Annotated in this window: 18 protein-coding genes and 1 riboswitch; of the genes, 12 read left to right on the top strand and 6 right to left on the bottom strand. The window is 71.8% G+C overall.

Annotated features, from left to right (window positions below; all coding sequences use genetic code 11):
• Positions 1 to 10: 10 nt before the first annotated feature.
• Positions 11 to 934: a universal stress protein gene (locus tag ACFW3L_RS00805; protein WP_378734849.1), complete on the bottom strand. Its 924-nt coding sequence runs from the start codon at positions 932 to 934 to the stop codon at positions 11 to 13.
• 146 nt (positions 935 to 1,080) lie between these two features.
• On the opposite strand from ACFW3L_RS00805, the gene ACFW3L_RS00800 reads away from it, so the two are divergent.
• Positions 1,081 to 1,557, top strand: a complete 477-nt coding sequence (locus tag ACFW3L_RS00800) for a nitroreductase/quinone reductase family protein (RefSeq protein ID WP_378734847.1) — start codon at positions 1,081 to 1,083, stop codon at positions 1,555 to 1,557.
• Between the two features lie 6 nt (positions 1,558 to 1,563).
• Here the strand turns inward: ACFW3L_RS00800 and ACFW3L_RS00795 are convergent, their stop codons facing one another.
• Entirely contained in the window at positions 1,564 to 2,217 is a 654-nt protein-coding gene (locus ACFW3L_RS00795) for a TenA family protein (protein WP_378734844.1), read from the bottom strand.
• A riboswitch (TPP riboswitch) is annotated at positions 2,207 to 2,307 on the bottom strand. (Overlaps the previous gene by 11 nt.)
• A gap of 227 nt (positions 2,308 to 2,534) precedes the next feature.
• Here ACFW3L_RS00795 and ACFW3L_RS00790 point away from each other — a divergent pair.
• Positions 2,535 to 3,179: an HNH endonuclease family protein gene (locus ACFW3L_RS00790; protein WP_378735359.1), complete on the top strand. Its 645-nt coding sequence runs from the start codon at positions 2,535 to 2,537 to the stop codon at positions 3,177 to 3,179.
• A gap of 70 nt (positions 3,180 to 3,249) precedes the next feature.
• Here ACFW3L_RS00790 and ACFW3L_RS00785 read toward each other — a convergent pair whose 3' ends face one another.
• Genes ACFW3L_RS00785 through thpD form a run of 3 tightly spaced genes read right to left on the bottom strand, consistent with a single transcriptional unit; the run spans position 3,250 to position 5,666 of the window.
• Positions 3,250 to 3,981 (bottom strand): ABC transporter permease, encoded by a 732-nt coding sequence (locus tag ACFW3L_RS00785; protein WP_378734842.1) that lies wholly within the window; start codon positions 3,979 to 3,981, stop codon positions 3,250 to 3,252.
• Positions 3,978 to 4,703, bottom strand: coding sequence for an ABC transporter ATP-binding protein (locus tag ACFW3L_RS00780; protein WP_378734840.1), 726 nt, complete (start codon positions 4,701 to 4,703; stop codon positions 3,978 to 3,980). The genes ACFW3L_RS00785 and ACFW3L_RS00780 overlap by 4 nt, the downstream gene beginning before the upstream one ends.
• Positions 4,704 to 4,757: 54 nt before the next feature.
• Complete coding sequence (thpD, locus tag ACFW3L_RS00775; protein WP_378734838.1) at positions 4,758 to 5,666, bottom strand: ectoine hydroxylase; 909 nt, start codon at positions 5,664 to 5,666, stop codon at positions 4,758 to 4,760.
• Positions 5,667 to 6,678: 1,012 nt separating this feature from the next.
• On the opposite strand from thpD, the gene ACFW3L_RS00770 reads away from it, so the two are divergent.
• The 4 genes from ACFW3L_RS00770 to ACFW3L_RS00755 are packed head-to-tail and all read left to right on the top strand — an operon-like array spanning position 6,679 to position 15,086.
• Positions 6,679 to 12,501 (top strand): SDR family NAD(P)-dependent oxidoreductase, encoded by a 5,823-nt coding sequence (locus ACFW3L_RS00770; protein ID WP_378734836.1) that lies wholly within the window; start codon positions 6,679 to 6,681, stop codon positions 12,499 to 12,501.
• The gene (locus ACFW3L_RS00765; protein ID WP_378734834.1) at positions 12,501 to 12,956 is read left to right on the top strand and encodes an acyl-CoA thioesterase; all 456 of its coding nucleotides are present in this window, start codon (positions 12,501 to 12,503) and stop codon (positions 12,954 to 12,956) included. The genes ACFW3L_RS00770 and ACFW3L_RS00765 overlap by 1 nt, the downstream gene beginning before the upstream one ends.
• A 1-nt stretch (position 12,957) precedes the next feature.
• Complete coding sequence (locus ACFW3L_RS00760) at positions 12,958 to 13,476, top strand: flavin reductase family protein (protein WP_378734832.1); 519 nt, start codon at positions 12,958 to 12,960, stop codon at positions 13,474 to 13,476.
• Positions 13,473 to 15,086 carry an acyl-CoA carboxylase subunit beta gene (locus tag ACFW3L_RS00755; RefSeq protein WP_378734830.1) on the top strand — a complete coding sequence of 538 codons (1,614 nt, stop codon included), beginning with the start codon at positions 13,473 to 13,475 and terminating at the stop codon, positions 15,084 to 15,086. The genes ACFW3L_RS00760 and ACFW3L_RS00755 overlap by 4 nt, the downstream gene beginning before the upstream one ends.
• Before the next feature lie 4 nt (positions 15,087 to 15,090).
• On the opposite strand, the gene ACFW3L_RS00750 is transcribed toward ACFW3L_RS00755, so the two are convergent.
• Positions 15,091 to 15,765, bottom strand: a complete 675-nt coding sequence (locus ACFW3L_RS00750; RefSeq protein WP_378734828.1) for a TetR/AcrR family transcriptional regulator — start codon at positions 15,763 to 15,765, stop codon at positions 15,091 to 15,093.
• 720 nt (positions 15,766 to 16,485) lie between these two features.
• Here ACFW3L_RS00750 and ACFW3L_RS00745 point away from each other — a divergent pair.
• The 6 genes from ACFW3L_RS00745 (at position 16,486) to ACFW3L_RS00720 (ending at position 22,963) form a co-directional block, all read left to right on the top strand.
• A complete protein-coding gene (locus ACFW3L_RS00745) occupies positions 16,486 to 17,274 on the top strand; it encodes a helix-turn-helix transcriptional regulator (protein ID WP_378734826.1) in 789 nt (262 codons plus the stop codon).
• A gap of 1 nt (position 17,275) precedes the next feature.
• Positions 17,276 to 18,256, top strand: coding sequence for a DUF1702 family protein (locus ACFW3L_RS00740; protein ID WP_378734824.1), 981 nt, complete (start codon positions 17,276 to 17,278; stop codon positions 18,254 to 18,256).
• 149 nt (positions 18,257 to 18,405) lie between these two features.
• Entirely contained in the window at positions 18,406 to 19,353 is a 948-nt protein-coding gene (locus ACFW3L_RS00735) for a DUF1702 family protein (RefSeq protein WP_378734822.1), read from the top strand.
• Entirely contained in the window at positions 19,350 to 20,702 is a 1,353-nt protein-coding gene (locus tag ACFW3L_RS00730; RefSeq protein WP_378734820.1) for a cytochrome P450, read from the top strand. Before ACFW3L_RS00735 ends, ACFW3L_RS00730 begins: the two co-directional genes overlap by 4 nt.
• Before the next feature lie 45 nt (positions 20,703 to 20,747).
• Entirely contained in the window at positions 20,748 to 21,317 is a 570-nt protein-coding gene (locus ACFW3L_RS00725) for a DUF5987 family protein (protein ID WP_378734817.1), read from the top strand.
• Complete coding sequence (locus tag ACFW3L_RS00720) at positions 21,314 to 22,963, top strand: FAD-dependent oxidoreductase (protein WP_378734815.1); 1,650 nt, start codon at positions 21,314 to 21,316, stop codon at positions 22,961 to 22,963. Before ACFW3L_RS00725 ends, ACFW3L_RS00720 begins: the two co-directional genes overlap by 4 nt.
• Positions 22,964 to 23,013 lie beyond the last annotated feature (50 nt).

Genomic DNA, 23,013 nt, shown 5'->3' with positions numbered 1-23,013 from the left:
TCCGCGCCGGTCAGCGGGGCCGGGGGTGCCTCGGCAGGACCGCGACCGGGACGGTCGCCGCGTGCAGCACGCCCTGGCTCACCGAGCCCAGGAGCAGACCGCGCACGCTGCCCCGTCCACGGGAGCCCACGACGATCAGGTCCGCCGCCGCGCCCGCCTCCACGATGGCCTCGGCGGCGTCCCGGTCGCTGCGCACGACGGAGACCGCCACCCCGTCGGTCCCGTCGTCCACGACCCGGGTCACCATCTCCGTCACCATTTCCTGCGACCTGCTGTCCAGGAGGTCGTCCGGGGGTGACCAGCCGCCCGCCGCCAGATACGCCGAGTCGAGCGGCACCGGCACCTGCCAGCTGTGCACCGCCACGACCGCGCCACCCTCCACCAGGGAGGCCTCCCGCAGGGCGAAGGCCAGTGCGCGCCGGGAGTCGTCGGATCCGTCCACCCCCACCACGATCCGGCGCGGCGGGACGGCGACGTCCTCCGACCCGGTCCCGGGCACCACGACCACGGGACACTCCGCCCGGGACGTCACCCGGACGCTCACCGAGGCGTCCAGCACCGACCGCGCCGCGCCCAGCCCGCGCGAACCCACCACCGCGAGGTCGTCCGGACCCGCCCGCCGCACCAGCGCGGTGCCCGGTTCCTCCAACGCCAGGTCCTCCTCCACGGACACCCCGGGGTGGCGCCCCCGTACGTGCGCGGCGGCCTCGGCCAGGACCCGGCGGCCCTGGTCGGCGACCTCCTCGGGAGGCGGGAAACGGGTGGGCCCGGCGTAGACGGACATCACCAGGGGCATCGCCAGGGCGTGCACCACGTGCAGCGGCCAACCGCGCCGGTCGGCCTCGGCGGCCGCCCAGAGCAGGGCCCACGAGGCGGTGGGCGACCCGTCGATCCCCACCAGCACCTTCGGCGCGACCATCCCGTCCTCCACCATCGACAGCCCCCTCCGGCAGCGGCCGCGCACGTCACGGCTCTGCCCTGGAGTCTTCCACCCGCCACGCGCGGATCCCAGTCCGTGGGGCGTGTCGCCGCAGGTCACGATGGAGTGCGGCCGGGCGGCCACACGGTTACGATGCGCACATGGGTCTGCTCACACCCCTGGCCGTGCGGATCGGTGCCCTCGCGTGGACACCGCGACTCCTGCCCCAGATCACCTGGCTGGACCGGAACCTGGACCGCCTCAGCCGAGGGCGCCTCGGGCTGCTCGACCTCGCCGGGCTGCCCAACACCGTGCTCACCGTCCGGGGGCGCAGGAGCGGACGACCGCGCTCCACACCCCTCCTGTGTGTCCCCGACGGCGCGGATCACCTGGTGGCCGGATCGGCCTTCGGTGCCCCCTCCACCCCCGCGTGGGCGCACAATCTGAGGGCCGCGCGCACGGCGGAGATCGGGAGGACGGGGCGGCGGGTGACCGTCCGGGCGGAGGAGCTCACCGGGGCGGACCGGGACCGGGCCTGGGCACGCCTGTGCGGGGTCTGGCCCAACTTCGCCCTCTACCAGCGGCGGACCGACCGGGTGATCCCCGTCTTCCGCCTCACCCCGGTCCCGGACGCCTGAACCCGGTCAGTCTCCCCAGGCCTCCTGGCGCCAGGCAGCGTCCCAGAACATCCACTCGTAGGTGGTGGCCCGTCGGAACGCCTCGCGCATCCGGGTGACCGTCGCCTCGCCCGCACCGGCGGCGAGCCGGTCCGCGATCGACCTGACCTGCTCGGTGGACCGGGCGAACTCCTCGTCCCCGTAGGCGGCGATCCAGTCGCCGTACGGGTGGTCGTCGAGGTTCCCGGCCCTGGCCATGAGCCGCTCACCGACGTCGGTGTAGACCCAGAAGCACGGCAGGACCCCGGCCACGAGTTCGGGGTAGCCCTGCGTGTGCGCCAGCGACAGCACGTACGAGGTGTAGGCGGTGCAGGTGGGTGACGGCGGGACGTCCTCACCGACGCTGCCCACCGCGCCCTCGTGGAGGGAGCTCTCCACCGCGATCGCGCCGTGCGCGGCCTTGGCGAAGAACGCGATCTCCTCGCTGGTGTCGGCCCTGGCCGCCGCCGTGGCCAGGGCGCGTGCGTATCCGCGCAGGTAGAGGGCGTCCTGAACCATGTAGTACTCGAACCGTTCCCGGCTCAGGGTGCCGTCCCCGATCCCCCGGACGAACGGGAGGGCGTCGATGGCGTCCCGTGTCGGCGCCGTCTCCTCCCACACGCGGGCACAGAAACCAGTCATCAGGCGATCCCTTCGCTAGCACGATCCAGAGCAGGTTCGGCGGGTGTGATCTCAGCCCCGGTGTCGTCCGGGGCACCCCGTGCCTGAGCCGGACCCTACCGCTCGGCCCCCGACCTGACCGCCTCCGGGGCGTCGGTTACGGTCCGGAGTCCCGAAGGCGGGAAGGCCGACCGGAACCACACCCGCGATGGCGGTCTTGTCCGGGCTGGTCCCGACCTGTACAGCCGTCCCGGGGTGCGTCGAGCGGCGACGGGTTTGACTCGTGACCCCCAGGCACAGGACCTACACGTTCCGTGAACGATCTGGAAGGCCTTCTCATGCGCCCGCACCTGGTGGCCCTCGCCGCCGTCCCGCTCACCGCCGCACTCCTGGCCCCCGCTCCGGCGTACGCCGCTGCCACCCCTCTGGCCGACGCGATCGCCGCCCTCACCGTCGCGGAGGAGTCCCGCACGGGATACGACCGAAGCCTCTTCCCGCACTGGGTGGACGCTGACAGGAACGGGTGCCACACCCGCGCGGAGGTCCTCATCGAGGAGGCCGAGATCGCCCCGGAGGTCGGGGACCGCTGCCGTCTGACCGGGGGCGAGTGGTTCTCCTACTACGACGGCCGTACCCTCACCGAGGCGGGCTCGCTGGACATCGACCACATGGTCCCGCTCGCCGAGGCGTGGGACTCCGGGGCGTCCGAGTGGAGCACGAACCAGCGCAGGGACTTCGCCAACGACCTGGACGAGCCGGTGGCGCTCGTGGCCGTGAGCGCGGCCTCCAACCGGTCCAAGGCCGACCGGGACCCCGCCGAGTGGCTGCCCCCGGCGGAGGAGGTGCACTGCCGGTACGTCACCGAGTGGACCACGGTGAAGACCCGCTGGAGCCTGTCGGTCGACGAGGCCGAGCTCGAAGCGCTGAACACCGTCGCGGACACGTGCCCCGACGCGGTCGTGGAGACCACCCCGGCCCTGTAGCCCGGAACCCCCGCTGACCGGGGCCGCCCCTGACACGTGGTCGGCCCCGGTCAGTGATCGCGTCGACCCCCTAGGGCGTGCGGCGGGGGAGGGTGAGGGAGGCCAGCAGCACCGCGCCCACGGTGAAGGCGGACACGATCGACAGCGGCCGGTACACGTCCCAGGCGGGGTCCCCGGCCGCCACCGCGTTCACCGCGTCGATCGCGTGGCTCAGCGGCAGCCAGTCCGAGATCGCGTGGAGCACGTCGGGCATCTGGTCACGCGGCATGAAGAGCCCGCCGAGGATGATCTGCGGGAACACCAGCAGGGGCATGAACTGCACCGCCTGGAACTCGGTGCGGGCGAACGCGCTGGCGAGGAGCCCGAGCGCGGTCCCCAGCAGGGCGTCCACGACCGCGACCAGGCCCAGTGACCAGAGCGGCCCCTCGACGTCGAGTCCGCACACGCGGACGGCGAACAGCACCGTGACGAAGGCCTGCACGATCGCGGCCAGACCGAACGCGAACGCGTAGCCGAAGATGAGGTCGAACCTGCCGATCGGTGTCGACAGCAGGCGCTCCAGGGTCCCGGACCGGCGTTCCCGCAGGGTGGTCACGCTCGTGATCAGGAACATCACCACGAACGGGAAGAGGGCGAGGATCGCCGGACCGATGCCGTCGAACACCGACGTGTCGGTGAAGAGCCAGGCGAAGAGTCCGACCAGCAGGCTCGGTGCCACGAGCAGCAGCACGATCGACCTCGGGTCGTGGCCGAGCTGGCGCAGGACCCGGCCGCTCGTGGCGAAGGTGCGCGTGAGGTTCATCCGACCTCCCTCTCGATGAGGGCCAGGAAGGCGCGGTCGGGGTCGTCCGCCCCCGTCTCGGAGAGCAGCCGCGCGGGCGTGGTGTCGGCCATGACACGGCCGTCGCGCAACAGGAGCAGCCGGTCGCAGCGCAGCGCCTCGTCCATCACGTGACTGGAGACGATCAGCGTCGCCCCCTCGTCGACGAGGGTGTGGAACACCGACCACAGTTCCTCGCGCAGCAGCGGGTCGAGGCCCACCGTGGGTTCGTCGAGGACGAGGAGTTCGGGGCGGCCCAGGATCGCGACCGCGAGCGAGACCCGGCTTGCCTGGCCCCCGCTGAGCGTGTCGACCCGCTGACCGGCCCGGTCACGCAGGTTCACCTGGTCGAGGACGCGTCCCACGTCCTTCCGGGAGGCGCCGACCAACCGGGCGAAGTAGCGCAGGTTCTGCTCGACGGTGAGGTCCGAGTAGACCGACGCCGCCTGGGTGTCGTAGGCGACGCGGTGGCGCAGGCCCGCGCTCCCCGCCGCCTGGCCGAACACCGTGACGCCGCCGCCCTGGACACGCTGCGTTCCGACGATCGCGCGCATGAGGGTGGTCTTGCCGCATCCGGAGGGCCCCATGAGGCCGGTGACCCCGCCCCGGGCCACCTCCAGGTCGAGCCCGTCGAACACGACTCCGCCGCCGCGCCGGACCCGGAGGTCACGGACGACGACGGCGGCGGTCGGGTCATGGTCCATAGCGCAGCATCATGCGCGGCGAACCGGTACCGGTCAAGGCGCCACTCGCGGAGGTCAGGAGCGCAGCGTGGTGAAGTCGCGCGAGGCGACGAAGCCCGGGCGGCGTTCACGGGCGGAGAACGGCTCCACCAGCGCGTTGTCCACGCTGTTGAACACCACGAAGATGTTCGAGCGCGGGTACGGCGTGATGTTGTTGCCGGAGCCGTGCATGCTGTTGCAGTCGAACCACAGGGCCGACCCGCTCGGGCCGGTGAACTGCTCGATCCCGTGCTCGCGGGCGAGCGCGGCGATGTCCTCCTCCTGCGGGACCCCGACCTTCTGGGCCTTCAGCGAGGACTGGTAGTTGGCGTCCGGCGTGCGTCCCAGGCAGGGCACGAACGTGCGGTGCGCGCCCGGCATGAGCATCAGCCCGCCGTTGAAGGGATAGTTGTCGGTCAGTCCGATGGACAGGCTGACCGCCGCCATTCCCTCCATACCGTCCTCGGCGTGCCAGGTCTCGAAGTCCGAGTGCCAGTAGAAGCCGTTGCCCCGGAACCCCGGCATGAAGTTCACCCGGCTCTGGTGGACGTAGACGTCCGAACCGAGGATCTGTCGTGCGTGGTCCAGGACGCGGGGCTCCCGGACGAGCCGGGCGATCCGGTCACTGAGCAGGTGCGCGTCGAAGACGGAACGCACCTCGTCGGAGGCGGGCTCCGTGATGGTGCGCTCGTCGGCGCGGATCACGGGATCCTCGACCATCTCCCGGAGCTCGGCCAGGGCCGCGGCGACCTCCGGCTGGGACAGCAGGTCCCGCTGGATGTGGAATCCGTCGCGGGCGTGCGCGACGAGTTCGGCGGTGGTGGCGGGCCCCTCCGTCACCCCGGGCCAGACGGTCGGTTCATGGCGTTCGATCCACCCGTGCCCCTGGCCGGGGTCCACGCGGGTGGGATAGCGATCCTGGATGTGGGCGTCTACGAGTGTCACGGCAGACTGCTCCCTTCCGGTCCGTTCTTCGTCCTTTCGGTGGTCCAAGGCGTACTGGTGCGTCTCGCGACCAGGGACGGTGATCCGCCCCTGGCCTACGCCCTGCCCTGGCGTGCGCGCGGGTAATCATCGTCCGGGCCGGTGCGGCACCGGGACGACCAGCACGGGGACAACGGGGTTCCAACGGGGGTTGTACGGCCGGAACATGGGGGGCATCGGACGGGCGCGTCCGGCCTACGGACGGTCATTCCCGCCGGTCCCCACGTCCTCCGGGCAGGAAACGCGGCCCCAAATCTGGGCACGAGCGCGTGTCGGTGGGCGACAGGAGGCGGGTCGGCCGCGCAGGACCTCAGGCGGACGGGCCGGTCGGCCGCACCTCGTCCGTGCCCCCGGGAGGGGGTGGTTCGTTCGGTTCCCCGTTCGAATGCGATGTGCGTCCCGCGTTCACGCCGTCGCGGTTCGGATCCCTTTCCTTTCACTGGTCGCGTTCGTGGTCCGCCTCAGTCGTTCCGGAGAGGCGTCGCGTGGGAGCCGGAACTCCTCCGGCGGGGGTGCGGAGACGGCCTTTCCTTCCCTGCTCGTATTCGGAAGGTTCCGATGTTCCGTTTCTTCGTGGCCTCGCGAATGCGGGTCGCTCCCTTCATGTCCCACCCGGATTGTTTCCCGGGTTCCGGGGATTCACGCCGCCGTGGTGATTCCCGCGACTCCTGGTTCCGGAAGTCGGAGGGGAACCCGCGCGCCCCGAGCGTCGTGCCGTGGCGGATGGGAACGTGGCCGCCTCCCGGATCGCTCCGGGCCGCGTACCCCCAGGGTGGGGCGTCGGTCGGGACGGAGGTGCGGTGGCGTGGGCCACACCGGAAGCCATTCTGTTTTCGCCGCAATAATTACGCTGTTATGGAATGGGCTGGCCCGGGGCAGCAGTCTGGAAGAAGACACCCGGGTGCGTGTGTCGCATCATTGATCCAGGATTGCCGGGTTATCGATGACTCTCTGGATTGTGCGGGGTTGGATTATGAGAAGCACCAGAATCGCCGTGGTGGGAATCGGTCTGACCTACCCGGACGCGAATTCTCCGAGTGAGCTCTGGGAGAACGTCCTCGCAGGCAGGAGGGCTTTTCGCAGAATTCCGGACGAGCGCATGAACCTGGCGGACTACTGGTCGGAGGACCCCTCCGCCGAGGATCGGTTCTACTCCACGAAGGCCGCCGTCCTCCGGGGCTTCTCTTTCGACAGGGCACGGTACCGGGTGTCCGGCAGCTCTTTTCGGTCAACCGACATGACGCACTGGCTGGCCCTGGAGACGATGTCCCGCGCGCTGGAGGACGCCGGTTTTCCCGAGGGGGAGGGGCTCCCACGCCGCTCGACCGGTGTGGTGATCGGCAACAGCCTCACCGGTGAGTTCTCCCGGGCGAACACGCTCCGGCTGCGTTGGCCCTACGTCCGCCGGACCGTCGCCTCGGCCCTGCTCGACCACGGATGGGACGAGGAGGAGGCCGAGGGCTTCCTGGCCACGCTGGAGACCTCCTACAAGGCGCCCTTCCCGCGCATCGACGAGGACACCCTCGCGGGCGGCCTCTCCAACACCATCGCGGGCCGCGTGTGCAACCACTTCGACCTGGGGGGCGGCGGCTACACGGTGGACGGGGCGTGCTCCTCCTCCCTCCTGTCCGTGGCCACCGCGGCCACGGCCCTCGCGGACGGGGACCTGGACGCCGCTCTGGCGGGTGGGGTGGACCTGTCCATCGACCCGTTCGAGGTGATCGGCTTCGCCAAGACCGGCGCACTGGCCACCGGCGAGATGAAGGTGTACGACAAGGACTCCAACGGCTTCTGGCCGGGGGAGGGGTCGGGTGCGCTCGTTCTCATGCGGGAGGAGGACGCGATCGCCCAGGGCAGGCGCGTCCACGCCCTGATCACCGGATGGGCCGTCTCCTCCGACGGCCGGGGCGGCATCACCCGGCCGGAGGAGAGCGGGCACCGCCTCGCCCTGGAACGGGCCTACGCGCGTGCCGGCTACGGCATCGAGACCATCGGCTACTTCGAGGGACACGGCACCGGAACCGCGCTCGGTGACGCCACCGAACTCGCGGCGCTCTCCGGAGCCAGGACCTCCGCCGACCCCACCGCGCCCCCCGCAGCGCTCGGCACCATCAAGGCCAACTTCGGTCACACGAAGGCGGCCGCCGGGGTCGCCGGGCTGATCAAGGCGATCCTCGCCGTTCGCCACGAGGTGATTCCGCCCGCCACCGGCCACCACGACCCGCACCCCCTGCTGGAGGAGGAGTCGGCGGCCCTGCGGGTACCGGACCGGCCGCTCGCCTGGCCGGACGGCCACCCCGTCCGGGCGGGTGTCTCGGCCATGGGTTTCGGCGGCGTCAACACCCACATCACGGTGGAGGCCGCTGAGGGGCAGCGGGGCGTCGGCGTCACCGAACGGACCCGAACCCTGGCCGCGGGCCGACAGGACGCGGAACTCCTCGTCGTGGACGGCGCCGACCCGGCCGAGGTACGCCGAGGCCTGGAGGAGCTGGCGGAGACGCTTCCCCGCCTCTCCTACGCCGAACTCACCGACCTCGCGGCCTCGCTCGCCGCGCGCTCCGAGGGCCGACCCGCGCGGGCCGCCGTGGTCGCGTCCTCACCGGAGGCCGCCGAACGGTCGGTGCGGGTCCTGCTGGACCGGATGGACGCCGGGCGGACGGAGGTGTGGGCACCGGAGCTGGGTGCCTACCTCGCCCACCGCACGACCGCGCCCACGATCCGGTACCTCTTCCCGGGGCAGGGCGCCGGAACCGGGCGCACCGGCGCCCTCCGGCGCCGGTTCGGGGCGGCCGACCGGGTCCTGGGTTCCGCGGGCCTGCCCGAGGGCGGCGACCAGGTGGCGACCGAGGTCGCGCAGCCCCGGATCGTGGCGGGCTCACTCGCCGCCCTGGCCGTGCTGGACGATCTCGGTGTGCGGGCCGACGGAGCGGTGGGGCACAGCCTGGGCGAACTGACCGCCCTGTGCTGGGCGGGCGCCGTCGACGGTCGGGAGATCCTCGACCTGGCCGCCGCGCGTGGGCGGGCGATGGCCCGGACGGGGCGCGCGGACGGCGCCATGGCCGGGCTGGAGACCGGGCCCGTGGTGGCGGAGACCCTGGTCGAGACCGAGTCCGAGGTGGTCGTCGCCGGGTACAACGGCCCCGGCCAGACGGTCGTCTCCGGCCCCGCCGACGCCGTGGAGCGGGTCTGCGCGCGGGCCCGCGACGCGGGAGTCACCGCGACGCGGGTCAGGGTCTCCCACGCCTTCCACTCACCGCTGGTGGCGGCCTCGGCCGAGGTCCTCGACGGCAGGCTCGCCGAGACGCGGTTCACCGCGCCGGCCCCCGGCCTGGTGTCCACCGTCACCGGGAGGGAGCTCGGACCGGACACCGACCTGCGTGCGCTCCTGCGCGACCAGGTCGTCCTCCCGGTGCGTTTCCACGAGGCGGTCGTCCAACTGTCTGACGGGGCGGACCTGTTGGTCGAGGTGGGACCGGGACGGGTCCTCTCGGGCCTGGCGTCGGCGGCCGTCACCGACGTTCCGGTCGAGGCCGTGGACTCGGACTCGCCCTCCCTGGTGCCCTTCCTCCGGACTGTGGCCGCCGCATACGCGCTGGGGGCGGCGGTGGACGTGCGCGGGCTCTTCACCGGTCGCCTGGTCCGGGAGCTCCCCGAGGAGTTCTCCTTCCTGGCGAACCCGTGCGAGACGGCGCCCGGTCTGGACGTGGGACGCACCGAGACGGGGCCTGCCGGTACCGGCGACGGTGGCGTGAACGACGAGGAGACGGAGACGGCCGGGGCGGCCGACACCCTGGAGCTCCTCCGGGCGCTGGCCGCCGAGCGCGTCGAGCTCCCTGTCTCCATGGTGGGAGCGAACACGCGACCGCTCGACGACCTCCACCTGAGTTCCATCACGGTCGGTCAGGTGGTCAACGAGGCGACGCGACGCCTGGGGCTGCCGCCCCTCGAAGCGACCTCCGGGTACGCGACGTCCACTCTGGGGGAGCTGGCCGAGGTGATCGACGGGCTGGCCGACACCGCCGGAGCGGGCGCGACGGACGGTGAGGTCGCGGGTGTCGCCCCCTGGGTCCGGGCGTTCGAGGTCACGCACGTGGCGGAACCGGTTCCCGCGCGCACCGCGGCCGAGGAGAGGGCCACCGCGGAGGACGGGTGGAGCGTGTACGCCTCTCCCGGACATCCGTTGTCCGAGCCCCTGAGCCGGTCCCTCGCGGGCCTGGGACACGGGGTGCTGCTCTGCCTTCCCGCCGACGGCGGCCCCGAGCTGGCCGGGACCCTGCTCGACGCGGCGCGGTCCGCGCTGGCCTCCGGCTCCGGGACCCGTTTCGTCGTGGTCCAGGGCAGACGCGGAGCCTCCGGGGTGGCGCGGACCCTGCACCTGGAGGTCCCGGGAACCCGCACCACCGTGGTCACCCTCGACGACCCCGAGCCCGCGACGGCGGAGGGCGTGCGGGACGCGGTCGGCCTCGTGACCGCCGAGGTCGCCGCCACCACCGAGTTCACGCAGGTCCACCATGACGCGGACGGGAACCGTTCGGTGCCGGTCCTGAGCCCCACCCCCCTGGACGACCCCGGGCAGGACCCGCCGCTCGGCCCCGACGACGTCGTCCTGGTCACCGGAGGGGGCAAGGGCATCACCGCCGAGTGCGCGCTGTCCCTGGCCACCGAGTACGGGTCGGCGCTGGCGCTGCTGGGCCGGGCCGCCGAGGAAGAGGACGCGGAACTCGCCGACAACCTGGAGCGGATGACGGCGGCCGGTGCCCGGTTCGTGTACCTGCGCGCCGACGTGACCCGGCCCGAGGAGGTCCGCGACGCCGTGCGCGCGGCCGAGGCGGAGCTCGGCACGGTCACCGCCGTGCTCCACGGTGCGGGACGCAACGAGCCGACCGCGCTGGGAGGTCTGACGGAAGCGGCGTTCAGGCGCACCCTCGCTCCCAAGACCGACGGTCTGGAGGCCGTCCTCGACGCCCTCGACCCCGACCGGCTCCGCCTGCTCGTCACCTTCGGCAGCATCATCGGGCGCGCGGGTCTGCGAGGTGAGGCCCACTACTCCACGGCCAACGACTGGCTCACCGAGATGACGGTCGAGTACGGCCGGGAGCACCCGCACACCCGGGTCCTGGCCCTGGAGTGGTCGGTCTGGTCCGGTGCGGGGATGGGGGAGCGGCTGGGCGTCGTGGAGGCGCTGATGCGCGACGGCATCACCCCGGTGGCCGCCGAGGAGGGGATCGCGATCCTCCACCGCGTCCTCGCCGACCGCTCGGCGGGGCCGGTCCTGGTGGTCAGCGGGCGGACCGGGGGGCTGCCCACCCTCGACGTCCGGGAACGCGAGCTCCCGCTGGGCCGGTTCCTGGACCGCGTCCTGGTGCACTACTCCGGCGTCGAACTCGTCACCGAGGCCGTCCTCTCCTCCACGGACGACCCCTACCTGGAGGACCACCGCCTCGACGGCGACCTGCTGTTCCCGGCCGTCATCGGTATGGAGGCGATGGCTCAGGTGGCGACCGCGGTCAGCGGTCACTCGGGCCCGCCGGTGATGGAGGGGGCGCGCTTCGTGCGTCCCGTGGCGGTCCGCCCGGGCGAGACGACGACCGTACGGGTGGCCGCGCTGGTGCGCGACCCCCACTCGGTGGAAGTGGTCATCCGCAGTGAGGAGACCGGGTTCGACGCGGACCACTTCCGGGCCGTCCTGCGGTGGCCGCGCACGGACCCCGCCCCGGGGCACGACCACGCCGCCGAGGTCGTCCCGGCTCTGCCCCGGGTCGCAGCCGACCCCTCGGAGCTGTACGGCGACGTGTTGTTCCAGGGCAAGCGGTTCCAACGGCTGCTCTCGTACCGGCGCGCCAGCGCCCGCCACGTGGTCGCCGAACTGTCCACGGCCTCGCAGGGGGACTGGTTCGGGACCTTCCTGCCCCAGGGCCGGGTGCTGGCCGACCCGGGTGTGCGGGACGCCGCGATGCACGTCCTCCAGGCCTGTGTCCCCGACGGGACCCTGCTGCCCGAGGGGGTCGAGCGGATCGTGCTGGCCCGGCCCCAGGACCAGGAGGAGCCCGACCGCGTGCTCCTCGTCGCCAGCGAACGGTCCCAGGAGGGTGACTCCTACGTCTACGACGTGGACGTGCGGGAGCCGTCCGGCGGCGTGCTCGAACGCTGGGAGGGGCTGCGGCTGCGCGCGGTCCGCAGGAGCGGCGGGCCGGGGCCCTGGGTTCCCGCGCTGCTCGGCTCCCACCTGGAGAGGGAGCTGGAGCGCGTGCTCGGCGGATCCCGGGCCGTGGTGGTCGACCCCGACCCCGTGCCCGGAGGCCCCGCGGGAACCGAGGAGCGCAGGGCCAGGACCGCGCTCGCGGTGGGGCGGGCCCTGAACCGCGTCGTCAGGGTCCGGTACCGGCCCGACGGACGGCCGGAGGCCGAGGGGGCCGACGTCTCCGCGTCGCACGGAGCCGGAGTGACCCTGGCGCTCGCCGGAAGCGGTCGCCTGGCCTGTGACGTGGAGGCGGTGCGGGAACGCTCCGACGAGGACTGGGCCGGGTTGCTCGGCGGAGGACTCCTCTCGGTGCGCGACCTGGTCGCCGAGCAGGCGGGGGAGTCCGCGCACCTGGCCGCCGCCCGCCTGTGGGGCGCCCTGGAGTGCCTGCGCAAGGCGGGCGGCACCGGCCGCTCGCTGACGTTGGAGGAGGTGGGCGAGCACGGATGGGTGGTCCTCTCGTCCGGGGACGCCAGGATCGCCACCTGGAGCACCACCCTGAACGGGAACCCCGACCCCGTCGTGTTCGCCGTCCTGAGCGGAGAGGAGCGCTGATGTCCGACTACTACGAGGTTCGCCACACGGTCGGGTTCGAGGAGACCAACCTGGTGGGCAACGTCTACTACGTCAACTACCTGCGCTGGCAGGGCCGCTGCCGGGAGATGTTCCTCAAGGAGCGCGCCCCGGGGGTCCTGGCGGACGTCCGTGGCGACCTGAAGCTCTTCACGCTGCGGGTCGACTGTGAGTTCTTCGCCGAGATCACCGCCTTCGACGAGCTCTCGATCCGGATGCGCCTGGAGGAGCTCACCCAGACCCAGGTCCAGTTCACCTTCGACTACGTCCTGCTGGGGGAGGAGGCCGAAACGCTCGTGGCACGGGGACGGCAGCGGATCGCGTGCATGCGCGGCCCGAACACCGCGACCGTCCCGACCCGGGTGCCGGAGGAGCTCCGGGAGGCCCTCGCCCCGTACCGGGCCGAGGCGACGGTCCTTCGAGGGGCGGTGGGTTGAGGTGACGGACCTGCGGAAGGTGATGTCCACGTTCGCCACGGGGGTCACGGTCCTCACGGTCGGCGGTGAGAACCCGAACGGCATGACGGCCAACGCCTTCTGCTCGGTCTCCCTCGACCCCCCGCTGGTGCTGTGCTGTGTGGCCCGCACCGCGCGCCTGCACAAGGCCGTCGCGGTCGAGGGACGCTTCGCGGTGTCGGTCCTGTCCGCCGAGCAGAAGGCCACCGCACGCCACTTCGCGGACCGTTCCCGCCCGCACGGGTGGGCGCAGTTCGCCACGGTGAGCTGGGTACCCGGCCTCCACACGGGGGCTCCGCTGATCACCGGGGCCCTCGCCTGGCTGGAGTGCGAGGTGACGGAGGAGGTCGTGGCGGGCGACCACTCGGTGTTCGTCGGCCGCGTGCTGGAGGCGGCCTCGGGCAGCGGAGACGCCGCCCTGCTGTTCCACCGGGGAACCCTCCGCGGGCTGCCCGACGGCGCCACCGCCGACGCGCCCGACGGAAGGGTGGGGACCGCATGAGCGTGTCCGAGGTGGACCTGCGGCCGGTGCCCGTCCGCGGAGCGGAGCCCGGCCCGGAGCCCCGCACCATGGCGGTGCTGCGCCGTGAGCGCGACGCGCTCCGGGACCGTACCGAGGCGGGCGACCCCAGCGGTGTCGAACGCCAGCACGAGCTGGGAAAGCGCACCGCCCGGGAGCGCCTGGACCGACTCCTGGACGAGGGGTCCTTCGTCGAGCTCGGGATGTTCCGTCGTCGCCGGGACGCGGGCCCGGAGACGGAGGGCCGACGCCCGCACACGGACGGGGTGGTGACCGGATCCGGGACGATCGACGGCCGCCGGGTGTTCGTCTACGCCCAGGACTTCACGATCCTGGGCGGCTCGCTCGGCGCCGAGCACGCGAGGAAGATCCACCGGGTGATGGACCTGGCCCTGGACGCCGGCGCGCCGATCGTCGCGTTGAACGACAGCGGTGGGGCCCGGATCCAGGAGGGTGTGGCCGCGCTGGACGGCTACGGTGGCATCTTCCGGAGGCAGGTCGCGGCGTCGGGTGTGATCCCGCAGATCAGCGTGGTCCTGGGCCCGTGCGCGGGCGGCGCCGCCTACTCGCCCGCGCTCGCCGACTTCACCTTCATGGTCCGCGGCACCGCGAGGATGTACCTGACCGGGCCGGACGTGATCGCCGCGGTGAGCGGGGAGCGTGTGGGCCACGACGAGCTCGGCGGCGCCGACGTCCACGGAGGGCGGACGGGCGTGGCCGCGGTAGTCCACGACGACGAGGACGAGTGCCTGGAGGACGTCCGCCACCTCGTCTCCCTCCTGCCCGGCAACAACCTCGAGGCCCCGCCCGCCGGTCCGCCCACGGGCGCCCGGGGGGACGAGCGTCCGCGTTTGGCCGAGATCGTGCCGGTGGAGCCCCACCGGCCCTACGACATGCGGGACGTGGTCGCTGAGGTGGTGGACGGGGGCGACTTCTTCGAGGTCCACGAGGGTTGGGCGCCCAACGTGCTGTGCGCGCTCGCCCGCGTGGACGGCGCGGTGGTCGGGGTCGTCGGGAACCAGCCGATGGCCCTGGCCGGGGTGCTCGACAGTGACGCCGCGCAGAAGGCCGCGCGCTTCGTCCGCTTCTGCGACGCCTTCAACATCCCGTTGGTGACCCTCGTGGACGTCCCCGGCTTCCTGCCGGGGACCGCACAGGAGCACGCGGGAGTCATCAGGCACGGGGCGAAGCTGCTCTACGCCTACTGCGAGGCGACGGTCCCCCGGGTCCAGGTGATCGTGCGCAAAGCCTACGGGGGTGCCTACATCGTGATGGACTCCCGATCCATCGGGACCGACCTCTCCCTGGCCTGGCCCTGCAACGAGGTCGCCGTGATGGGTGCCGAGGGGGCGGTGAACGTGGTGCACCGCCGGGAGCTGCGGGCCGCGGCCGACCCGGAGGCGCGGCGGCGGGAGCTCGTGGCGGACTACCGTGAGCGGTTGATGCACCCCTACCGCGCCCCGGAGGAGGGGTTCGTCGATCACGTGATCGACCCGGCGGACACCCGTGCCGCCGTGGCCGACGGGCTCGCCCTCCTGAGGGACAAACGCCGGGAGCAGCCCCGGCGCAAGCACGGAAACGTGCCGCTCTGACCGGTCAGGAGGAGTGCTCGGGCGCGGCCGCCCCCAGGCTGGGCAGACGGGTCGCCGATTCCGCCACGGACAGCCCGGCGGCCCCTGGGAGGTCCCCGCAGCCCACCATGAGGGACACGAGCTGGTCCTCGAAGCAGCGGTCCGCGTCGTAGGGAGGAACGAGGTAGCCGCCGAGGTCCAGGGTGGTGAGCCCGTGGACCGCGCACCAGAGCCGGTGGGCGACCAGTTCGGGATCGCCCTGGTGGAAGCGGCCGGACTCCATGCAGCGCCGCACGCACTCCGTCACGTTGCGGAGCGTGTAGCGGCCGTGCTGGCGGTCCGCCTCGGACAGGCTGAACCCGGCCAGGGAGCACCCGCCGAACATGACCGCGTAGAGGTGCTCGTTCTGTGAGGCGTTGTGGCGGAAGGCCCGGCCGAGCAGGGCGAGGTCGGAGACCGGGTCGTCGGAGCGGCGCACACCGGTGAGGTGCTCCTGGAGCCGGGTGAAGCCCTCGTGGACCATCGCGTGCACGAGCCCTCCGATGCCGTCGAAGTAGGTGTACACGGCCATGGTCGAGCTGCCCGCCTCCTGGGCGATCCTGCGGGTGGACAGGGCCTGGGGCCCCTCGTCGGTGAGGAGCCGGGCAGCGGTGTCGACGAGGTGGGCGCGGGCGAGGGGATCTGCCTTTCGGGGACTCATGCGACCGATTCTGACCTCCGAGCGGGTGGGCCGCTACTTGTGGCTGGCGCTTCTTTCGGGCAATCGGAGGTGTGTGTTTCGGTCTCTCCTTCCATGGTGGCCACTAATGGCCGAAAGATCGAGTCTCCGTGCTTGGGGTTGCGGGCGGGGAGTCGCCTGGGGTAACCGACGCAGGGGCGTCGTGGGAGCTTTGTCGTAACTGCGGGTCAGAGTTTTCAGGCGATGTAAATATCCCGCCCGAGTCAGTTTGGTTAATTGTTCAACGACTACGTTCGGTTAATCTCCACCCAATCAGCAATCACGCAGCGTTGTTCGGTGTCACTTTGTGTGTTTTTTTGAAGGTACAAATATAGGGGCGGTCTGTCCCTTTCGTGTGCCTATGGAGCAATCTGGAAGATGATGGTCGCTCTGGCTCGATGGAACTATGAGGATTGCTTGACGGACCTTAGAGTCGCGTTGCCTGTGGTTCCGGAGCGGAAAGTTGGTGCGGTGGTCATGTTTGATTTGAATTCCCGTGTGAACTAGAGGCCCGCTGGTTTGGGTGCCTCATCTTGTCAGTCTCGGCTTCTTCTGTTTCAGAGTTATTTATGACTGACTTGCGTGTACGCCGAACCCCGGCCCCCCGGTTCGGATGAATGCGAAGAGTTTCCTGACGTCTGCTGCGCCTGGGAGAACCGTATGGAGAGAATGGACAGGTCCGTCCGTCAAGCGATCCACACCATGCACAAGCGTTACACGGAGCCGCTCACCCTCAACCAGATCGCTTCCGAGGTCTTCGTGAGCCCCTACCACTTCTCCCGGGTCTTCGCTCGCGCGACCGGTGTACCCCCTGGCAGATACCTGACATCCGTACGCCTGTTCGCCGCCAAGCGGCTCCTGCTCACGACCGACCTCACGGTCTCCGACATCGTCTGCGGGGTCGGCTACAACAGTGTGGGCACCTTCACGAGCCGATTCACCCGCGCGGTGGGGATGTCCCCCACCCAGTACCGTGACCCGCGCGTGGCCGAGCTGCTCGTCGTCGTCTCCCACGAGTACTCCTGTCTGCCCAAGATGGACGAGATGCGCCGTGCCCGGTTCCTGAAGCCGGGCACCCCGGGGCCGTCCCACACGATCAGCGGCGCGGTCGACGTTCCGGAGGAGGCCGGACCCGTTGACGTGATCGTCGCGGTGTTTCCCGAATCGGTGCCCCAGGGATCACCGGTGGCCTTCGAGGTCTTCTCGGCGACGGGACGGGCGGAGTTCACCATCGCCGACGTCCCCTCCGGGCCGCACGTGGTCATCGCCGCCGCGGTTCCCAAGAGCGATCGCACGCGTTCGGGAAGGATGCTCATGAGTTCTACCCGGCACCCCGTGAGGATCGCCAGGGGCCTGCGGACCTTCGTCCATCTGCCACTGGAGGACGTCCAGGAGACGGACGCGCCCCTCGCCATCACCCTGGCGGCTCCGGCGCTGGCGTTCGAGGGCAAGCTCACCCGCGCCGCCTGCATCCGTCAGACCGTCGCCTGAGATGGGCGCCCGTCCGCGCCCCGTCGGCGCTCTCAGACGCATGCTGCTCACGCCGCGGCTCCACCACGTCGGACTCACCCACCTGGGGCATCCCGGCCGGGACTCCCCCTCGGCCCGCCACCTGGAGAGAATCCCCGAGGCCGTGGTCTGCGGCTTCGAGTGGGGGATCGAGGTCCGGGACCCCGAGGAGGTGGAACGGCGGCTGGAGACGGTCGCGTCGGACCTGCGCGGATTCGCCTTCGAGGGCGTGGCCATGGCCTACACGATCCGTGACGCCCTCCCCCTCGGTGGGAGGAACCGTACACGCGACCTGATGCTCGGGCCCGCGCTGCCCCACACCTTCCTCTCCTACATCGGCATCGGTTTCGCGATGTCCCGGCTGCCCCGCCCGCTCTGGCGGAACGTCCTGCCGGACCTGGAGGGCAACCCCTACCACCCGACCATGAGCTGGCTGGCGGTCGACGGCTACGGCTTCGACCTGGCCTACTTCGACGCCACGCGCTGGATCGACCAACGGCGCACGCCCGAGCCCTACCCCTGGGAGGGAGCGCCCCACTACTTCCCCCGTGCCTTCGACCAGGGGGTGGGGCGGGCGTTGTGGTTCGTCCACGGAGCCCGCCACGACGGGGTCGCGGCCGCCGTCGGGCGCTTCCCCCGCCAGCGACGCGCCGACCTGTGGAGCGGGGTCGGACTCGCCGCGGTCTTCGCGGGCGGAGCGGCCCCCGAGGAGCTCCGAGTGCTCCTGGACCGGGCGGGTGAGGACGCGCCGCACGTCAGCCAGGGAGCGGTCTTCGCGGCCAAGGCCCGGGTCTTCTCCGGGCACGTTCCCGACCACACGGAGCCCGCCGTCCGAGCCCTGACCGGCCTCGACTCCGGTGCCGCGGCCGTGCTCGCCGACGAGCAGCGGGTCGAACCGGGTGCCGGAGACGACGAACCCGCCTACGAGAAGTGGCGTGCCGGAGTACGCCGCCGATTCTCCTAGCGTGCGACGACCCCGTGCTCCCTCGGCACGGCAATTCCTGAGTAGATCCGGAGGCGCCGCCGCGAGAAGGATGGGGGACAGACCGATCCGGAATCGACGGGAGCGAGGACCAGTTGGCCACCGTGGTGGGCGCCCTCAGGCGCCGGGTGATGACACCCAACGCATCCGAGACGAGGCTGGAGACCCGAGGGTTCCACGACAAGGGGCCGCAGGCCCGAGAGGTCCTGGAAACGGTGGGGGAGTCCTTCCTCACCGGCCTCGGGGACGCGGTGGAGACGGGGTCCCCGTCCGCGACGGACCGACGGCTGACGGCGTTGCCCACCCGCTACCAGGGCTTCGCCTACGAGGGCGCGGCCATGGGTTTCGCGCTCCTGGACGGGATCCTGCCGGGCAGCCGCCGGACGGCGGACTTCCTCCGCGGGCCGGGTGAGGCACACGTGTACATGGCCTACGTGGGCATCGGCTGGGCCATGGCCCGTCTCCCGCGACCGCTGTGGCCGGACACCGGGGGGCTCGACCCGCTGCTGAGGTGGCTGGTCCACGACGGCTACGGATTCCACCAGGCCTACTTCCACACGGAAAAGTACGTGCACCGGCAGGTCCGTGACGCCAGGGCCGCACGGCGGACCGGGGACGGAGCCTACGCGCTGCGGGCCGCCGACCAGGGGATCGGTCGGGCCCTGTGGTTCGTCGGCGGCACCGACGTCGACCAGGTCGCCCGGCTGGTGGACCGCTTTCCCGCCTCCCGGCACTCCGACCTCTACGCGGGGATCGGCCTGGCCGCCACCTATGCGGGAGGGGCGGAGGAGGCCGAACTCCACCGGCTCCGGGAGCACGCGGGGAGACACCGGGGCTTCCTCGCGCAGGGGAGCGCCTTCGCCGCCGAGGCCAGGATCCGGGCCGGGCTGCTCGTCCCCCACGCGGAGCTCGGCGCGGCCGTGCTCTGCGGGACGGACGCCGAGAGCGCGGCACGCGCCTCCCGCGAGCTGCGCCCGGACGCCTCGGGACCGGTCGCCGATCCCGCCCGCCCGCACTACGAGGAGTGGCGGGCCTCCCTGGCCCGCGAGCTCGTCCCGCGCGAGGGGGGCGTGTCGTGACCCGGCCCGACCTGCGTCACCCACCGCGCACGGCCCTGTCCGCGGCGCCCGCCATGCTCCGCGACCTCGTCACGGACCGGCTCGCCATGATGACCACCGCGACCGCAGACCACGGCGACGCCGTCCGTATGGCCGCGGGCCCCAAGACCCTGTACTTCTTCAACCACCCCGACCACGCCAGGCGCGTGCTGGCGGAGAACAGCGCCAACTACCACAAGGGCATCGGCCAGGTCCACGCCAAGAGGGCTCTGGGCGACGGGCTCCTGACCAGCGAGGGCGAGCTGTGGAAGGCCCAGCGCCGGACCATGCGGCCGGTGTTCGGCCACCAGCGGATCGCCGGTCAGGCCGACGCCGTGGCCAAGGAGGCGGCGGCCCTCGTGGACCGCCTCTGGGCGCGTTCCCGCAACGGGCCGGTGGACGTCGCGGCCGAGGCCACCGGACTGACCCTGGGGGTCCTGGGCCGCACACTGCTCGACACCGACCTCCACGCGTTCGACACGATCGGGGAGTCCTTCGAGGCCGTCCAGGACCAGGCCATGCTCGACATGGTCACGATGAACGGACTGCCCGTCTGGCTGCCCTTCCCCACCCAGACGCGGTTCCGGCGCGCCCGCAGGGAACTCCAGCGCATCGTGGGCCGCCTGGTCCGGGACCACGTCCCCGAGGGCGGGGACGACGCGCTCTCCCGCGTGCTCGCCGACGCCGCGACCGAGCCGAACCCCCGCGCCCGCGCACGCCGCGTCCGGGAGGAGCTGGTCACCCTGCTGTTGGCCGGACACGAGACCACGGCCAGCACCCTCAGCTGGGCGTTCTACCTGGTGGACCGCAACCCGGGCACGGCGGAGCGCCTCCGGGAGGAGGCGGTGCGGGTCCTGGGCGACCGGCCACCCACCTACGAGGACCTGCACGAACTCACCTACACGACGATGGTCGTGCAGGAGACGATGCGGCTGTACCCGCCGGTGTGGATCCTGCCTCGCAAGTCCCTGGCCGACGACGAGGTGGGCGGATACCACGTACCGGCCGGTTCGGACGTCCTCATCTGCCCCTACACCCTGCACCGGCGCCCCGACTCCTGGGAGGACCCGGAGCGCTTCGATCCGGAGCGCTTCGACCCCGCCCACCGCGACGGCCGGCACCGCTACTCCTACATCCCCTTCGGGGCGGGCCCCCGGGTCTGTGTCGGCAGCAACCTCGGGATGTTGGAGGCGGTCTTCGTGCTGGCGACCGTCTCCCGGGAACTGCGCCTCACGCTCGCGCCGGGACACAGGGCCGTGCCGGAACCCATGCTCTCGCTGCGCGTGAAGGACGGACTGCCCATGACGGTCCGCCGCGCGCGGAACGGCTGACCGGACCTCGGATCCGGCGTGACACCCCCCACAGAGGAGACGACCATGCCCCAGGGCATCCCGGACGCTGACAGCGTTGAGACACGAACACTCGAGGCCTTCGCCGACACCATCCTTCCCGGGGCCAGACGCACCCCCGACGACACGGCGATCGCCGGGCGATCGCACGACGCCGGGGCGGTCGAGGCCGGGGCGCTGGAGCTGCTGAGGACACCGGCCACCGGGGTCACCTCCGGTCTGGGCGAGTTCGTCGGCCTCCTCAACGACCACGCCCGCCACCACGCCGACCTGTGCGCCCTGCCCCTGACCGAGGAGGAGCCGCCGTTCGTCCAGCTGCCCTTCGAGGAACGCACCGCGCTGGTCAGGGCCCTGACCTCGCCGGGCCACCCGGAGAAGGAGTTCTGGGTGATGCTCTCGCTCTTCTGCAACATGGCCTACGACAGCGCGGCCCACATCAGCACCCCCGTCGCCATCGCGAACGGACACCCGGGGCTGACGGCCATGGGCTTCGCCGCACCCGACCCGGACGGTCTGCTGCGGTTCAAGGAGTACTCCTACGGCAGGCCCCTGGCCCGCCTCCACCCGGACACGACCTCCTCGGGGAGCCCCGCATGAGCACCACCGACACCACAGACGTGCTCGTCGTCGGAAGCGGATTCGGCGGAGCCATCACCGCCTACCACCTGGCGGCGGGCGGTGCGCGGGTCACCGTGCTCGAACGCGGCCCCTGGCTGGAGAGCGAGGACTTCGAACACGACTTCCTCCTCGGGTCCTCCTATACCAGGGCCTTCGACTTCACCGTGGGCGACGGGATGAGCATCCTGGGCGGCAACTGCGTGGGCGGCGGAAGCATGGTGTACTTCGCCGCCCTGCCGCGCGCACCCCGGTTCGTCTTCGACCGCAAGGGGTCCATCGGCCGGCGCATGTGGCCGAAGGCCGTCACGAGGGAGACCCTCGACCCCTGGTACGACCGGGTCGCCGAGGCGATGGGGGTCCGCACCCAGGACTGGAACGACGTCAGCTACCCGGGCGGTCTCTGGGGCGCCGCCTGCGACCACTCCGGGCGCACGGCCAACCCCGTCCCGGTCGCGGTCGACAAGGACACCTGCGTCAACTGCAACTGGATGATGGCGGGCTGCCGCTTCGAGGCCAAGAAGTCCCTGATGTTCAACTACCTGCCCGCCGCCCTCGCCCACGGGGCGACGATCCGGCCCCTGCACGAGGTGCAGCGGGTGGAGCGGACGGACGACGGCGGCTACCGGGTGCACTACGACGTCATCGACGAGGACGACTACCGGATCAGGACGGACTCCGGCAGCATCGACGCCAAGATCGTCGTGCTCGCCGCGGGTGCCGGTGCCACCCCGGTCATCCTCAAGCGCTCCGAGCCCGACCTCGGCACGATGCCCAACGCGGTCGGCCGCTACTTCTCCGGCAACGGCGAACGCCTCAACACGGCGGTGGTCGACGAGGACCGCGTCCGCGACGTGCTCGGCCTGGAACGTGACGACGAGCGGGCCTACGAGGCCTTCCAGGTCGGCAAGGGCCCCTGCGTGGCCAACTGGGACCGGTTGGACGCGGCCCTGCCCGAGTACTCCCGCTACTCCCTCGAACAGCTCTACTTCCCGCCGGCGCTCGGCACCATCCTCGCCCAGGTCCCCGGAGCCCCGGCCCCGTCCTGGTTCGGCGCCGACAAGAAGGAGATGCTGCGCCGCTGGAAGTCGTGGCTGATCGTCTTCACCATGAGCGAGGACGACAACGAGGGCGTCTTCGGCGCCCCTCCGCCCACCGGAAACGCCACCCGGCTCTCCCAGCAGATGCTGGGCCGGGGGACCCTCAGCTACCGCCCCACCATGAACACCCTGAAGGGCTGGGCCCAGTCGGACGCCGAGGTCAAGGAGATCCTGGAGAAGGACGGGATCGCCAGCGTCGCGCCGTGGACCAACGACCTGGTCGGTGCCTACACCGTCCATCCCCTGGCCTCGTGCCGGATCGGAGACGACCCGCACACCTCGGCCCTGGACGACCGGCACGAGCTCAGGGGACACCCCGGCATCTTCGTCACGGACGGATCCGCGGTCCCCGGCGCCCTCACGGTCAATCCCGCGATGACCATCGCGGCCCTGGCCGAACGCTCGGTTCCGGGCATCGTCGACGCCGCCCGCGAACGCGGCGTCGACGTCACGTACGGCGCTCCCGCTCCCGACGGCGCCACGTCGGGTCGCGGGGGCGTCCTCAAACTCGTCGGGCAGAGGACCTGAGACGCCCGGCCCCCGTCACCGAACCCCGGGAGGTGCTCCGTGTTCCGGAC

It is taken from the genome of Nocardiopsis sp. NPDC058789 (assembly GCF_042745575.1).
GTDB classification, from domain to species: Bacteria; Actinomycetota; Actinomycetes; order Streptosporangiales; family Streptosporangiaceae; genus Nocardiopsis; species Nocardiopsis eucommiae.
This window is presented reverse-complemented; position numbering and strand designations above follow the sequence as displayed.

Bases quoted from the DNA above. Each gene is read 5' to 3' on its own strand.
- ACFW3L_RS00805 (WP_378734849.1), bottom strand. From the start codon at position 934: ATGGTGGAGGACGGGATGGTCGCGCCGAAGGTGCTGGTGGGGATCGAC.
- ACFW3L_RS00800 (WP_378734847.1), top strand. From the start codon at position 1,081: ATGGGTCTGCTCACACCCCTGGCCGTGCGGATCGGTGCCCTCGCGTGG.
- ACFW3L_RS00795 (WP_378734844.1), bottom strand. From the start codon at position 2,217: ATGACTGGTTTCTGTGCCCGCGTGTGGGAGGAGACGGCGCCGACACGG.
- ACFW3L_RS00790 (WP_378735359.1), top strand. From the start codon at position 2,535: ATGCGCCCGCACCTGGTGGCCCTCGCCGCCGTCCCGCTCACCGCCGCA.
- ACFW3L_RS00785 (WP_378734842.1), bottom strand. From the start codon at position 3,981: ATGAACCTCACGCGCACCTTCGCCACGAGCGGCCGGGTCCTGCGCCAG.
- ACFW3L_RS00780 (WP_378734840.1), bottom strand. From the start codon at position 4,703: ATGGACCATGACCCGACCGCCGCCGTCGTCGTCCGTGACCTCCGGGTC.
- ACFW3L_RS00770 (WP_378734836.1), top strand. From the start codon at position 6,679: ATGAGAAGCACCAGAATCGCCGTGGTGGGAATCGGTCTGACCTACCCG.
- ACFW3L_RS00765 (WP_378734834.1), top strand. From the start codon at position 12,501: ATGTCCGACTACTACGAGGTTCGCCACACGGTCGGGTTCGAGGAGACC.
- ACFW3L_RS00755 (WP_378734830.1), top strand. From the start codon at position 13,473: ATGAGCGTGTCCGAGGTGGACCTGCGGCCGGTGCCCGTCCGCGGAGCG.
- ACFW3L_RS00750 (WP_378734828.1), bottom strand. From the start codon at position 15,765: ATGAGTCCCCGAAAGGCAGATCCCCTCGCCCGCGCCCACCTCGTCGAC.
- ACFW3L_RS00745 (WP_378734826.1), top strand. From the start codon at position 16,486: ATGCACAAGCGTTACACGGAGCCGCTCACCCTCAACCAGATCGCTTCC.
- ACFW3L_RS00740 (WP_378734824.1), top strand. From the start codon at position 17,276: ATGGGCGCCCGTCCGCGCCCCGTCGGCGCTCTCAGACGCATGCTGCTC.
- ACFW3L_RS00735 (WP_378734822.1), top strand. From the start codon at position 18,406: ATGACACCCAACGCATCCGAGACGAGGCTGGAGACCCGAGGGTTCCAC.
- ACFW3L_RS00725 (WP_378734817.1), top strand. From the start codon at position 20,748: ATGCCCCAGGGCATCCCGGACGCTGACAGCGTTGAGACACGAACACTC.
- ACFW3L_RS00720 (WP_378734815.1), top strand. From the start codon at position 21,314: ATGAGCACCACCGACACCACAGACGTGCTCGTCGTCGGAAGCGGATTC.